Genomic DNA, 12,934 nt, shown 5'->3' with positions numbered 1-12,934 from the left:
CGGTGCATCGAGCACCGCTTTTTGGTTACTTTTCAACAACCACTTTTGCTTCCTTGCTTTCTTTTTTATCTGTATCCGCAGCCGTGACGTACAGCACCGTTCCGGCTTTTTGTTTTTTGATTTTCACCGAAAACGTTCCTTTTGCGTCAGCTTTGGCAGAAGCAATGACTTTCTTTGATTTGTTTTTCACTCTGATCATCGCTTTGCTGTTTGCCTTCCCTTTTACTGCCGTATCCTTCGTTTTCACCGCGTTTACTTTCGGTGTGCCGGAAGGTTTTCCTTTGACGACGACAACTTTATACGATGTTTTCGCATCGCCTTTTGTTGCTTTCACATACAGTACTTGATCCTGTTTTTGAGGCGCGATATTAACCTTGAACGCATTGTCTTTTCCGGCTTTGGCGCTGCCGAGTTTCTTTTTGCCGTTCATCACCTCGATAAGTGCGCCTTCCTTCGCGTTTCCTCTGACAGCTGTTTGAGTGCTTTCCAGCTTGTTGACCTTAAGCTGTAAATCAGCTGCGCTGACAGCCTTCATGACGTTCAGCCGCCCGTAGCCTGAATGCCAGTCTACACCAGGTGTCTTCGGAATTTCAATCGGATCGCCATAATCGTCATACAACTCTTCTTCTCCGCCATCGACACTTTCAAAGGAAATATCATCTGCCGTCTTTTTCAACATATCCTCAACTTCTGTTCTTTTCAGCTTAGGATTTTGAGCAAACAGCAATCCTGCAGCAGCGGCAGCATACGGCGTCGCCATAGACGTTCCGCTCATGTACGTGACATTTCCGTTCGGCACTAAGCTCGGGATATCAGACCCTGGAGCAGAGATGTCCAGACCTTTTCCATAGTTAGAGAAATCAGCGGTCATATCCATGCGGTTCGTTGCGCCGACTGACATCACATATTTAGAAGATGCAGGATAAGATAAGGCATTTTCTCCATCATTCCCGCTGGCTGCGGCAATCAACACATTTTTGTCAGCTGCGTACTTCAAAGCAAATTCAAGCACGCGGCTGTAGCCTCCCCCTAAACTTAAATTAATCACCTTTGCTCCTTTGTCAGCAGCATATTTGATGCCGAGAGCAATTTGTTCAGTATCTCCGGAACCTGCGGAATCAAGCACTTTTACAGGGATGATTTTTGCTTTGGCATTCAATCCAGTCATTGAATAGCCGTTATCGCTTTGGGCTGCAATAATGCCTGCGACATGCGTCCCATGCCCCTGATCATCCATTGCATTGTTATTTCGTCCGACAAAATTGTGTCCGAGATCTGTTCTTACTTTTCCTTTTAAATCGGCAAGCGTGCTGTCTACGCCTGTGTCTACTACTGCAATGAGTGTATCGTTAAGCTTGCGTTTGGACAGCAATGTGCTGGCAGGCTCATATTTTACATCTGCGTTTTTGACACCGCCGTTTTCACCGTTGTTTTTAAGCGGCCATTGATAAGGGTACTGAATATCGTTTGCCAGGCTTTTGTATTCCTGTACGGGTTCCGCAAACTCTACATTGGACATCTTGGATAGTGTCGCAGCAGCGCTTTTGACCCTTTTGGCGCTTGCCGTATATGCGCCGTTCTGTTTCTCGTCTTTCGGAAGTTCAAATGAATACAGATTGTCAAACAGTTTCTTTGCCTTTTTCACATTAGATATGTCTTTTTTCGATTGCGCGCTTGCAGAAAAGCCCTTCATTTCATTATGTACGGATGAGAGGCTTTTATTGTCCTTCACCTTGAAAATAACCTTTGTTGTCTGAACTTCACTTTTTGCTGCAATATTGTTTTCTGTTAAAATGGCTCCGGCTGTTTTGCCTTGCAGCTGCTTCATATTTAGTCGGTCCGCTTGTTTCTTTATCTCCTCTTTAAGGAATGACGGGACTGATTGTAAAGCTTTATCATATAGCCGGTTGATCGCTTTTTGATCCTTTTCAGTGACCTTATACGAAGATGATGCTCCGTTTTCTGACACATCGTCAAATAACGGCTTTAATGTCACAAGATCCTGATAGATTTCATTTCTTGCTGTTTTATTGAGTGCGAGCTTTGCAACGATAAACGGTGCTGCTTTGTAATAAAGGCTTGTCAGTTCTTTGCCTTCTGCTGTTTGGCTCAGCTGCTCATCACGAATCGCTCTCAACTTATCCAGGATGCCTTTTCCTGATTTCTTCTGATCGACACTCATTTCAACCGGACAAGCTTCTTCCTCTTCTAAATCTGACGGCTGTTTTTTGGTGCCTTTATACCCAATCGTATACTTGGCTTCTGCAGCTGCTTCTGCCGTTCCGCCGTCCTCTGGCTCTTCTTCTCCGAGGTATTCAACTTTTACATAGTAAGGGCCGCTCCACGCGTATGGAAAAATGACTTCGCTTTTTCCATCCTCCGCTGTGAAAGAACGGTACATCTCAAACGTCTCATCTTTAAGCGCTTTTTCCTTACTTGGATATACAGATACATTCAGTACTGAATCACTCTTTACGGTCAGTGCCATATGTGAGTTTTTCTGAATATCCGTTGCTCCCGGGGTCACTTTGTACCATTTCACCTGTTCCGGCTCCTTCATGGCGCCTGTCTGCTCTTTGCCGTTTTCCAGAGCAGCCGCCTGATCGATCGCGCCGGCCGCTGCAGCTTTGGTTCCCGGAGAAAAAAGGCTGAAAATCAGTGCAAAAATAAGCACTGCCGCCACAACCGAGCTGAATTTTCTGCGTTTCATGTTATCCCTCCTGCAAAATAATGAATCTCCTTGAAGGTATCATAATTTCATAGGACGAGATACCGCTTACAGGGAATTTTAAGGTTATTTTAAATGATTTGGAATATAAGGGGATAAATATAAAAAAACCCAACTCTATCAAAGAGCCGGGTTCATAGGTTTTTCTATTAAAACAATTGAAAACCGATTGGCAAATGCAGACCGAGCACCACTGTCAGCAAAAGGACAATGACGAAGCCGATCCACAGGCCTCCTGTTGATTTTTCTTTTTTCTTGCGGATGAGGAGCATTTCCATCAGGCCGATGGTGATAATGCCCAGAATCATTTTGCCGGCGTATTCTCCGTTCCAGTTGGCGAAACGGACAAACAGCTCAGCTCCTGTCAAAATAATAAGGATATAGAATAACCGCAGAATCATATGAGTGATTTTTGCGCCCTTTGCACTTCCTGACGAATACAGCGAGTAGCTGACGAAAAGCAGAATCAGCGCTAACACCCATGTCGTAATATGTAGGTGTGTCATATATGTTCCCCCTATCAGATAAATTACCCCACTTATAGTACCATGAACTTGTCCTCTGCCACAAAGATGATTATCAGAAAAAACGGGCGGGTCCGGGTCCGCCCTCCAGTTTTATTCAGCCAATTTGGTTTGACAGCGTTCCGATCGGGTCAATTGTAATATCAATTTTGTCACCTGACCGCAAGAATTTTGGAGGCGTAAACCCCTTGCCGACACCAGACGGCGTACCGGTGGCAATGATGTCGCCCGCTTCAAGCGTCATCCCCTTTGAGAGGGTTTCAATTAATTCCGGAATGGAAAAGATCATATCGCTTGCCGAACCGGATTGGCGCAGCTCGCCGTTGACTCTTGTTTCAACCTTGAGGCGCTCTGGCTCCTGAATCGTTGATTTATGTACAAGCACGGGCCCCATCGGACATGTCGTATCCAAGCTTTTTCCGATAAAAAACTGCTTATGCCTTTTTTGCAGATCACGCGCCGTGATATCATTCACAATCGTATATCCGAAAACATGGTCATATGCATCTTCTTTTGAAATGCGGGTCCCGCTTTTTCCGATCACGACAGCAAGTTCTCCTTCATAATCAAGCTGAGAGGTAACCTCTTCATGGCTCTTTACGATATCACCATGCCCCGTAACCGTTACCGGCGATTTTGTAAATACCATCGGATGCTCCGGAATATCAGCCTCGCTTCCCATTTCAATCGCGTGATCCCGGTAGTTTTTGCCGATGCAGATGATATTTTTTGATGGCTTCGGAATGGGTGCATGGAGCTTCACCTCAGATAATGAATACATAAATGATCCCAGCTCATCATTCGGTTTCTTTGCCCACTCGGCCAGCTGCCTTGCATGCGCAACGAATTTATCCCCTTCTGCGATACATTCAATCAGCGATCCCGGAATCGTCTCAAGTTCAAACAGTTTTTTTTCAGCCTTCTGCAAATCCATAATTTTCTCATCGTCAATGATCAGGCCGACAAACATTCGGTTGTAAAGTTCCCCTGTCGCAAATTTCATGTTATTCCTCCATCATCTTTTAAATCAGAATGCTCCTTCATGTATTCTCTGTCGAATGCTGAAATCCCTTTTTCTCATTTCCGTTTTCATTTCGTTTCAGGACGAGCTTGCTCTACATATCATACAAATGTCGTTTTGAGAAGGAGGAAAGAATATGGAGCGCGTGCATTTATTTTTTCATCGGGAGCAGCTAAAAAGGAAAGGTACTGCCAAGGGGCTTTTCGTAACAGATCGATCTGTTTCTCCCATTCTTCTCACACAGCGTGACAGAGCGGAAAAGGCATCCTATGAAATCAGCTGGGAAAAGTCTCTGCTTGGTGAAAGGACACTTTTTTTGAATGCAGAACAGGGTGATCCGTCCCTGATGCGGCGCAGACTCGCCTATTGTTTTTTTGACAAGATCGGCGTACCTGCTCCCGCTGCCTCGTACAGCTTTCTGACCATCAATGGCCAGCCTGAAGGCATTTATTTGAACATCAAGAACCATCAGCCAGCCAGTAAAACGAGTTACGGAGTGAAGACGGCCGATCCAAGGGTTCCGTTGTCCCTTTTTAACAATGATTCCTCGGCATTCTTACATGAATTTTTCATACTGATCCGCACAGCCGGAGATGACGAATTGGCTGAAAGGATTAAATTGTATCTGAATGTCAAGCTGTTTTTTTTGTGGCTGATCGGCAACGCCTGCACCAATCAATGCTTTTACTACACATTTTGTTTAAACGAATCCGGCCGGCTTTACGTTTCCCCGATGGAGACAAGATCGCTTGCCGTACAAGAATGGTATGAAGAAGACCCGCTTCTGACAAAAGGAAAGACGCTTTCGTCAAGGCTTCTATCCATTCCCGCCTTCCGGTCGCAATATCACACCTTAATGAAAAACGTGCTGAAGCGGTCGTTTACTATTGAACGATTATCTCCTCTCATCAACGAATGGCACCTTGACATTTGTCAAAGTGCTGCTGATGATCCTTTTATCAAAAAAAGCCCCTTTCAGATCGAAAAGGAGCAGACAAACATACTTAGAGAAATTGAGGAACGGCAGGACTTTTTGCAAGCACACTTAGCAAGACTTTAGTCCTTTCTCCATTAAAAAGGCCGCAGCAAAAATTGTCGCTTTTTTAGTCAAATTGACGAAAGGCAACCTTTTGAGCCAAAATAGGTTATACTAACGATATCCTGTATTTATATCAAAATAAAATCTAGAATTGGAGATAGCGTAATGAACAGTAAAATTGAAGAAATGAGGATCACACTAATTGAAACCGCACAAAAATACGGCATGAATTCAAAAGAAACGATTCAATGCAGCCAAGAGCTGGATATCCTGCTGAATACCCGGATTAAAGAAGAAATGATTTTTGGGAGATATCTTGAAAACTCCCGTATGTAAATCATTTTCTATAACAATTAGAATACACCACATGTAACTCCGCTTTTTGCTCAGCACTTCTGGGATATACCTCAGGGCGAGAATGTGCCCGCCCAAAAATCGAATACCGCAGCACGACATACTCCAAAAAGCATTCTACACGCAAAAACACCAAAGAAATAAACAAAAATCACCCTAGGCGGATAGCGGCATCCTTCGCCGCATTTCCGCTCAATTTATACCCAACATCCTCTTTTGCCATGTTTAAACATTACGGCCCGAAAAAATAAAACGCTTTCATCAAGAGCCGATATGTCCCCTTTAAATTTCTCTCACACATATGTGCGTTTGTCATAAGCTATCGTGAATAGCCCAATTGAAATCAGAATTGTCATTTCACTTTACCTGTCTTTTTTTAATTTTTCAACAAAGGATGTGCTCGTATGCCGGCCATTGTCGGAGCGTTTAAAATTAATGCGATTGGTACGAGCGGAGTCGTTCACATCGGGGACTGCATTACGATTTCTCCTCAGGCTCAGGTCAGAACGTTTGCCGGTGCTGGCAGCTTTAATACCGGCGACAGCCTCAAGGTGATGAATTATCAAAACGCGACGAATGTGTATGACAATGATGCGGTTGATCAGCCGATCGTGGCCAATGCGTAAAAGGAGTGAGGCTCATGAACTTCTATATTAATCAAACCATTCAAATCAACTATCTCCGGCTGGAATCAATCAGCAACTCCTCCATTCTGCAAATCGGGAGCGCCGGATCAATCAAGTCACTGTCAAATTTGTATAATACAGGAAGCTATGTAGAACCGGCACCAGAAGTTTCTGGCTCAGGGCAACCGCTCCAGCTGCAGGAGCCCGACACAGGTTCATTGGTCCCGCTCCAGCCTCCTGGCCGTTAATCATATGAAAGAGGTGAAGAACATGTATGATCAATCTGTTTCCTCTTACCTGCAAAACTTGAATTCCTTCGTTCAGCAGCAGGCGATTCACATTCAGCAGCTCGAACGTCAGCTGAAAGAGATTCAAACTGAAATGAATACGATGAAACAGCGGCCGGCCACTACCATTGAGCGTGTGGAGTATAAATTTGATCAGCTGAAAATCGAAAGGCTCGACGGGACTTTGAATATCGGCTTAAATCCGACTGACCCGAACAGCGTCCAAAACTTTGAAGTCAGCCAGTCGACACCGCAAATCGGGATGATGCAGCAGGAAGAGAGCGCTCAGCTCATGCAGCAGATCCGCCAGAATGTCGACATGTACTTAACCGAGGAAATCCCAGATATTTTGGAACAGCTTGAAAATCAATATGACAGCAGACTTGACGATACAAACAGACACCATATTATTGAAGACATCAGAAAACAAATGGACAGCAGGATTCACTATTATATGTCCCATATCAAAAAAGAAGAAAATACACCGCCTGCACAATATGCAGAACATATCGCTGAGCATGTGAAGCGTGATGTCATCCGCGCTGTAGAACACTTTCTGGAGCATATTCCATCAGAAATGAAAGGAGATGAGCAAGCATGATCTTTACAGTCATCAACCGCAGCTTGGAAGTCGGGGACATTCGGATGAACGGTGTGTCCAGTTCCTCCGTTTTCCACATCGGAGACACTGAATCCATCTACCTGTCTTCTATTTTTGATACACCGCCTGAATCTCTTATTATTGGGCCGTTTGCTCCGCTTGCGCCAGAATAATGCTTAAACGCATATCACGCATCAGACTAGTTAAGTTTAATTCTCTCGGGATCGCAAGTGTGTTTCAAGTTGGCGACACAAATGAAATCGATATGAGTGTAAAAGTATTTGCTGTGCAGCGTTCTCTGTCCACGTTTTACCATAGTGAAGGCTCATTTAACAAAAAGGAGTATCAGATCTTTCAGCAGCAGGCCGTGAAGCCGCTCCCCGAAACAGGTGTACAAAGCGCGTTTTGCCACGAGGTGCCGGCTATTTATGTTCGCAGCATCAAAATTCAAGGGGTCTCAGCCTCTTCTGTTTTACATGCCGGATCAGCTTCGCTTATTCGCGGTGATGCGAGACTCAAACATATCAGACAGATTCAGTCTCCGCGCTCACAATCGCCCGCCAAGAACATATAATAAACAGAGACTTCGATAAAGGGTGTCGTTTATGCCAGCAATTGTCGGGCCTATAGCTATCAATTCCATATCGGGCGGAGTCGTAAACTTTGGTGATTCCTTTTACCTTTCTCCGAAAAGCTCTTCAAAATCTGCGCTCGGTTCGGGAGCAGGAAACACGGGAGATTTCCTTCTATTAAATAACGCAGTCAACGCGACAAATTATATAGACCCCGATGTCAACGATCAGGATATGGTTGGAAACGGATAAAAGCAGCCGCTCTGCAAAGAGAGGGCTGCTTTTTAGTCATTTTTTCTTTTTTCGTTCATTTGATTTCTTTGTTTTGATCAGCTTCTCAGGCGGCTGTTTTCTGATCCATTTGACAAACCGGGCAAGCTCTGGATCGCTTCTGAGTTCAGCCATTCCATTTTAACGTACAGCGAGCTCTTGATTGGTATATAAGGCATGAATCTGTTTATGGCAAGGAATACAGAGCATCGCTGTCGGCAAAAACGTTCCGCCTTCCTCTTTCGGTGTGAGATGATGCTCTGTCAGCTGGACATCGCTCCGGCCGCACAGCTCACATATTCCGGCAGTCTGCTTTGCCATATCCGCTCCTCCCTTACATCAACTCAAGTGATACCCGCGTACCGCGGCCGCTCGGTTCAGCCGGATGGACGATCAGCTTTTTCGGAAGCCGTGCACGCAGTTCCTGCACATGGCTGATGACACCGACAGCCAGGTTGTCTGACTGAAGTTTTTCCAAGGCCGTTACAACCGTATCAAGCAGATCTTGATCCAGTGTGCCGAAGCCTTCATCTAAGAAAAAGAACTGCAGCGGGTATTCCCCCCGAAGCTGGATCTGCGCAGACAGCGCAAGAGCAAGTGAAAGCGAGGTGAGGAAGGTCTCTCCTCCAGACAAACTGGAAACCGGGCGTCTTACGCCTCCATTCGCGTCATCCCGCATCACGAAGCCGCCTTCTGAATCTACTTCGATGGCATAGCGCTGTCTTGTCAGCATACTGAGTCTTGCTGAGGCGTCCCTCGCAACGCTTTCAAGCTGCTCCTCAGCTAAAAATTCAACGAAGGTATTGCCTTTAAACACAGCTTGCAGCTTGTCCAGCCTGTCGATATGCGTCTGCCATTTTTTCAGTTCAGCTTCAATTTCATTAAACCGTTTATGATGGTCGCGAATGACAGCCAGTGCTTTTGCTGCCGCGCCTTTTTCCTCTATAGCAGCGCCAAATGCGTCCTCAGCTTCTTGTAATGCTGCAACGGTTTCGTTCCATTCGCTCTCTGATAATGCTCTGCCGGCAAGTATCTCTGCTACTCGTTTTAAGTTTGCAGCATTTTGCTTCAGTTTATCCATAAACTGGTCTATGCCGGTTTTCATCTTTTCAAGTTCATCAGCTGGGATGAGACTTTGTTCAACCTCCTCAGTCCGGGTAATGGAGGTGTTTTTTGTATGCTCAAGCCAAGCAGCTTTTGCTTTTTCCAATCTGCCCTTCGCCTCTTGAAGAGTGAGCTCGCTTGCAGAAGCGCGGCTTTTCGCCTGGTTGAGCTTCATTTGGGCGCTTTGCAGTTCTTCATATAAAGATTGTTCTTTTTCCTTTAACAGCTTTAGATCCTGCTGGATAGAGCGGAGTTTGATTTGAATCGAATCTCCTTTTGCATAATCTCCGAGTTCGTGCTCATAATCAGCTATCACGCTCTTGATGCGTTCAGCCGCATAATGAAGCTCCAGCTTTTCCCGTTCAAGCCGGTGTCCAGATTCCCGCAGTTTTTCCTTTTGTGCTTCATGCTCAGCAAGAAACGCGATACTCTTCTCAATTCGTTTTTCACATTCTTCTGCAGCCCGGTCCTTTTCTTCAATGGCTTGCTGCCATTTTTCTGCTTCGTTCACAGATTGATTCTGAAATGCTTCTTTAAACATGTTCAGACTGCTGTCCATTGAGGATTGAAGCTCGCTGATGATGCTTTCAATACGGTCAGCTTCTCTTTTTTCAAAACCGATTTTTTCATTAAGCTGCTCGGCCTTTTTTAAAGATTCCTGATAGGCGCCGATCATTTGTGCCATTCGTGTCTTAACAGAAAGAATGTCCTGCTTGATTCGTTTCCATTCGAATTTGGCAGTTTCAAATGCTTCATACACCGGCTGATGTTCGAAGGAAGCTGCCGCTTCAAGGTTCTGCGCTTGAATTGTCTGCAAAAACGGACACTGTTCAATAAAGCGCGCGGACTGTTCTTCAAGCGTAATTTTGGCTGAAAGAATCTCCTGGCTGAGAGCTGCAGCTTCCGTCAATAATACATCTGTCCGTTTGATGTCCTCTTCAAGATGGCTGTCTGCTTCATATGTTTCATGTACTGAGGCAGATGGATCATGATCGGTTGAACCGCATACCGGGCAAGGCTTTCCGGCAGTCAGCTTTTGGGCTAACTCTTTTGTCAGCAGTGCCACCCTTGCTTTTTCACGCTGTAAATGAAGCGTGTGTTGACTCTTTCTAGTCTCTTCCGTCATACGTGTTAATGAGCGTTCCGTTTCGCACACCAAATGGTACACAGTTTGAACTGCCTCATATGCCTGAATGATGTTGTTTTCTTCTGCTTCCGTCTTTTGAACGAGTGTATTCTTCTCTTCATTTATCTTCTGAAGCACGAGGTTCAATTCGTCACTTCGTTTTTTCTCTTTTTTGATTTGTTCCTCGGTTTGTCTGATGCGCAATGCCATTTCTGCGGCCTGCTGGCAGCTTTTTCGCTCATCGGATGTCACCTGCAGGGATTTGAGCTGCTGTTTCAATTCTGTCTGTCTGTTTTGCCCTCGTGTCAGGCGGTCTGTTACGGCCTCTAATTCATTCATGACAGATTGAAGAGCCTCTTCTTTCTGCCGGAGGTCAGCCTTTTTGCGCTCTTCCTCTTGCTTGGCCTCACTCAGTTTGATTTCGATTTCCTGCAAGCGTGAAAGCTGTTCCTGCTCTGTTAAAAGCTCAGGCTCTTTCTCGCTTTTATGCTGGCGCCACGCTTCATACTCTTCATGTTTTTGCTGAAAGAAAGCTGTCCGGTCTGCTAAATCCTTTTGGGCTAGCGTTTGTTCCTTTTCAGCTTGCTCCTCATGCTGGATCGCTTCTGCGTACCGGTCCGCATAGGGTTTAAGGGCTGCTGCTGTTTCTGCTTCCAGCAGGCGTTTTTGCATGCTGTCTATATGCGGCTGTTCTTCTGCGAGACGTTTTTCCTCTTCTTCATAAGCGGATTTTTCCTTTTGGACATTCCATATCTCCTGATGCTCTGTAAACCGCTCCTTCGCCTGATCACGGTTCTTCCTCATCGCTTCCAGCCGGGCTTCAGCTTGTTCGAGAGCCTTTTCAGCCTGCTCCACTGCCTCTGAGCTCGCCTCACCGAGACCGGACTGTTCAGCAAGCATTTCATTTTTTCTCGCATTGGCTTCCTGCGCCTGCCGTCTCAGCTTTTTCACAAGCCTGTCTCCATATTGCTCCAAATTAAATAAACGCTGAAGCATATGCCTGCGCTCTGCCCCTTTTAAAGACAGAAATTCAGCAAATTTCCCTTGGGGCAGCACCACCGCTCTCGTAAAATCGTCGATCGTCAGCCCTAAGAGCTCCTCAACTCTTTTATTCACTTCGCTGGCTTTATCAGCCAGCACCGTATGCTCGTCCTTGATTTCGATGAAGCGGCAAAGTGCCGTTTTTACCTTCATTTCATCCGTTCTCTTAAACACACGCTCGACTTTGTATGAGATTTGGTGATTCGTCTGAAGCGCAAAGGTAAAGGAAACAGACAGCGTATCTTCCGCCTGGTTTAAGATACCGTGCGTATTATTCGCTGCCCGTTCCACCTTTCCATATAAAGCAAGCGTCATTGCGTCGAGAATAGAGGATTTACCGCTTCCTGTCGGGCCGAAAATGCCGAAAACACCGGCACCGGAAAGGCCTTCAAAATCTATCGTCTGCTCCTCTCTAAAGCTGTGGAGCCCCTTAATGCTTAAGGCGATCGGCTTCATTTCGCATCCTCCTCTTCAACGCCTGATGCAAGCTCTAAAAACAGCTTCACCATTTCTTCATCCGGCACTGCACCGCCAGTTTGTTTTTCATAAAATTTCTTAAAGCGGTCCTCGATTGAGACATGTTTAACCTCGATCCGTTCCCGGTCTTTGTTCTGTTCTTCAAAAACCGGCCTGATATGGATAAAGCCCGGGTGCGCCTTCCGCAGCCTGTGAATCTCTTCAAGTGACAGCTGGTCCGCGACACGGATTTCCAGGTCAATCCAAGCATTCTGATCTCTGCCTTCATCCAGCCAGCTGTACACCTCACTTAATCCATTTGCCGCTTTCCACTTCACAAGTGGCTTGCCGCTTGATAATAACACCTCTTGCCAAGTGGCCTCTTCCCCAGGCTTTGCGTCCACAATCGTCACTGATTTAGCGTAGCCCGCTTCAGAAAAGCTGTAGGCGAGCGGAGATCCTGAATAACGCGCAAGCGTCCGCGCCCGCTTGATCGTTTGCGGGCGATGCAAATGGCCGAGCGCAACGTAAGCAGCATCTGCCGGCAGGCTTTCAGCAGCCACCGTGTATGCACCGCCGACTTCAATCGGCCGCTCTGAATCGGTTTGGTTTCCGCCTGCCACATAAATATGGCTGGCGGCAATCTTCACTGCATCGTTCCGGAACCGGCTTGTCATATGCTCAAACGCCTGCCTGATTTTCACATCATAGTGATCACGGAGCAGCTTTTCATCAAACGTATCGGATAGCACTTCATTTAACCGCGCTTCAGATGGGTACGCCAGCGCTCCAACCGCCAAAAGCTCTCCTGCTGAAGGCACTTCAATATGAATCGGCTCTGTTGTCGGATAACCGATTAAATGAATGCCGTTTTCATGTGTCAGCGGTGAAGCGGCGGACAAACGATCAGGATTATCGTGGTTTCCGGCAATGACGACGATCGGGCGCTTTCCTCTGTCGCTAAGCGCAGACAGGCTTTCATAAAACAGCTGCTCGGCTAAAGCTGGCGGGTTTACGGTGTCAAATGCATCCCCCGCCATTACAATGGCATCGATCTGCTCATCCTTTACAATCGTATTTATTTCATCCAGCACATCGGCCTGTTCACTCAGCCTGCTTCTTCCTTCAAGCGTTTTTCCAAGATGCCAGTCAGCCGTATGTAAAATCCGCAAATACTTTCACCTC

Annotated in this window: 13 protein-coding genes and 1 pseudogene; 8 read left to right on the top strand and 6 right to left on the bottom strand. The window is 46.1% G+C overall.

Going from position 1 to position 12,934, the window contains the following annotated elements; all coding sequences use genetic code 11:
* Nucleotides 1–25: 25 nt before the first annotated feature.
* The 3 genes from wprA to MKX38_RS05745 all read right to left on the bottom strand — a co-directional run bounded on the left by wprA (nt 26) and on the right by MKX38_RS05745 (nt 4,255).
* Nucleotides 26–2,710 carry a cell wall-associated protease WprA gene (gene wprA, locus MKX38_RS05755; protein WP_339188927.1) on the bottom strand — a complete coding sequence of 895 codons (2,685 nt, stop codon included), beginning with the start codon at nt 2,708–2,710 and terminating at the stop codon, nt 26–28.
* A 167-nt stretch (nt 2,711–2,877) separates the two neighbouring features.
* A complete protein-coding gene (locus MKX38_RS05750) occupies nt 2,878–3,234 on the bottom strand; it encodes a YisL family protein (protein ID WP_339188924.1) in 357 nt (118 codons plus the stop codon).
* Between the two features lie 115 nt (nt 3,235–3,349).
* Nucleotides 3,350–4,255 carry a fumarylacetoacetate hydrolase family protein gene (locus tag MKX38_RS05745; protein ID WP_003233084.1) on the bottom strand — a complete coding sequence of 302 codons (906 nt, stop codon included), beginning with the start codon at nt 4,253–4,255 and terminating at the stop codon, nt 3,350–3,352.
* 154 nt (nt 4,256–4,409) lie between these two features.
* Here MKX38_RS05745 and MKX38_RS05740 point away from each other — a divergent pair, with 154 nt between their 5' ends.
* The 8 genes from MKX38_RS05740 to MKX38_RS05705 all read left to right on the top strand — a co-directional run bounded on the left by MKX38_RS05740 (nt 4,410) and on the right by MKX38_RS05705 (nt 8,004).
* Nucleotides 4,410–5,333 carry a CotH kinase family protein gene (locus MKX38_RS05740; protein ID WP_339188922.1) on the top strand — a complete coding sequence of 308 codons (924 nt, stop codon included), beginning with the start codon at nt 4,410–4,412 and terminating at the stop codon, nt 5,331–5,333.
* A 144-nt stretch (nt 5,334–5,477) separates the two neighbouring features.
* Nucleotides 5,478–5,648, top strand: a complete 171-nt coding sequence (gene yisI, locus MKX38_RS05735; RefSeq protein ID WP_003233086.1) for an aspartyl-phosphate phosphatase YisI — start codon at nt 5,478–5,480, stop codon at nt 5,646–5,648.
* Nucleotides 5,649–6,070: 422 nt separating this feature from the next.
* Nucleotides 6,071–6,292, top strand: a complete 222-nt coding sequence (locus MKX38_RS05730) for a spore germination protein (protein ID WP_003233088.1) — start codon at nt 6,071–6,073, stop codon at nt 6,290–6,292.
* Nucleotides 6,293–6,306: 14 nt separating this feature from the next.
* Nucleotides 6,307–6,540, top strand: a complete 234-nt coding sequence (gene gerPB / locus MKX38_RS05725) for a spore germination protein GerPB (RefSeq protein ID WP_003233090.1) — start codon at nt 6,307–6,309, stop codon at nt 6,538–6,540.
* 22 nt (nt 6,541–6,562) lie between these two features.
* Nucleotides 6,563–7,180, top strand: coding sequence for a spore germination protein GerPC (locus tag MKX38_RS05720; RefSeq protein ID WP_064671214.1), 618 nt, complete (start codon nt 6,563–6,565; stop codon nt 7,178–7,180).
* The gene (gerPD, locus tag MKX38_RS05715; RefSeq protein WP_003233093.1) at nt 7,177–7,353 is read left to right on the top strand and encodes a spore germination protein GerPD; all 177 of its coding nucleotides are present in this window, start codon (nt 7,177–7,179) and stop codon (nt 7,351–7,353) included. Before MKX38_RS05720 ends, gerPD begins: the two co-directional genes overlap by 4 nt.
* Nucleotides 7,353–7,754 carry a spore germination protein GerPE gene (locus tag MKX38_RS05710; RefSeq protein ID WP_339188920.1) on the top strand — a complete coding sequence of 134 codons (402 nt, stop codon included), beginning with the start codon at nt 7,353–7,355 and terminating at the stop codon, nt 7,752–7,754. The genes gerPD and MKX38_RS05710 overlap by 1 nt, the downstream gene beginning before the upstream one ends.
* Before the next feature lie 31 nt (nt 7,755–7,785).
* Entirely contained in the window at nt 7,786–8,004 is a 219-nt protein-coding gene (locus MKX38_RS05705) for a spore germination protein (protein ID WP_003233096.1), read from the top strand.
* Nucleotides 8,005–8,040: 36 nt separating this feature from the next.
* Here MKX38_RS05705 and hlpB read toward each other — a convergent pair.
* The 3 genes and pseudogenes from hlpB to sbcD form a co-directional block, all read right to left on the bottom strand.
* A pseudogene (hlpB, locus tag MKX38_RS05700) lies at nt 8,041–8,343 on the bottom strand (HNH nuclease-like protein HlpB).
* 13 nt (nt 8,344–8,356) lie between these two features.
* Nucleotides 8,357–11,749, bottom strand: coding sequence for an exonuclease subunit SbcC (gene sbcC / locus MKX38_RS05695; RefSeq protein ID WP_317680037.1), 3,393 nt, complete (start codon nt 11,747–11,749; stop codon nt 8,357–8,359).
* A complete protein-coding gene (gene sbcD, locus MKX38_RS05690; RefSeq protein WP_021479600.1) occupies nt 11,746–12,921 on the bottom strand; it encodes an exonuclease subunit SbcD in 1,176 nt (391 codons plus the stop codon). Before sbcD ends, sbcC begins: the two co-directional genes overlap by 4 nt.
* Nucleotides 12,922–12,934: the final 13 nt, after the last annotated feature.

The organism is Bacillus sp. FSL M8-0025 (assembly GCF_037975475.1).
In the GTDB taxonomy this organism is placed as follows: Bacteria; Bacillota; Bacilli; order Bacillales; family Bacillaceae; genus Bacillus; species Bacillus subtilis.
Note: the sequence above shows the minus strand (reverse complement) of the source record. Positions and strands in the feature narration are given on the sequence as shown.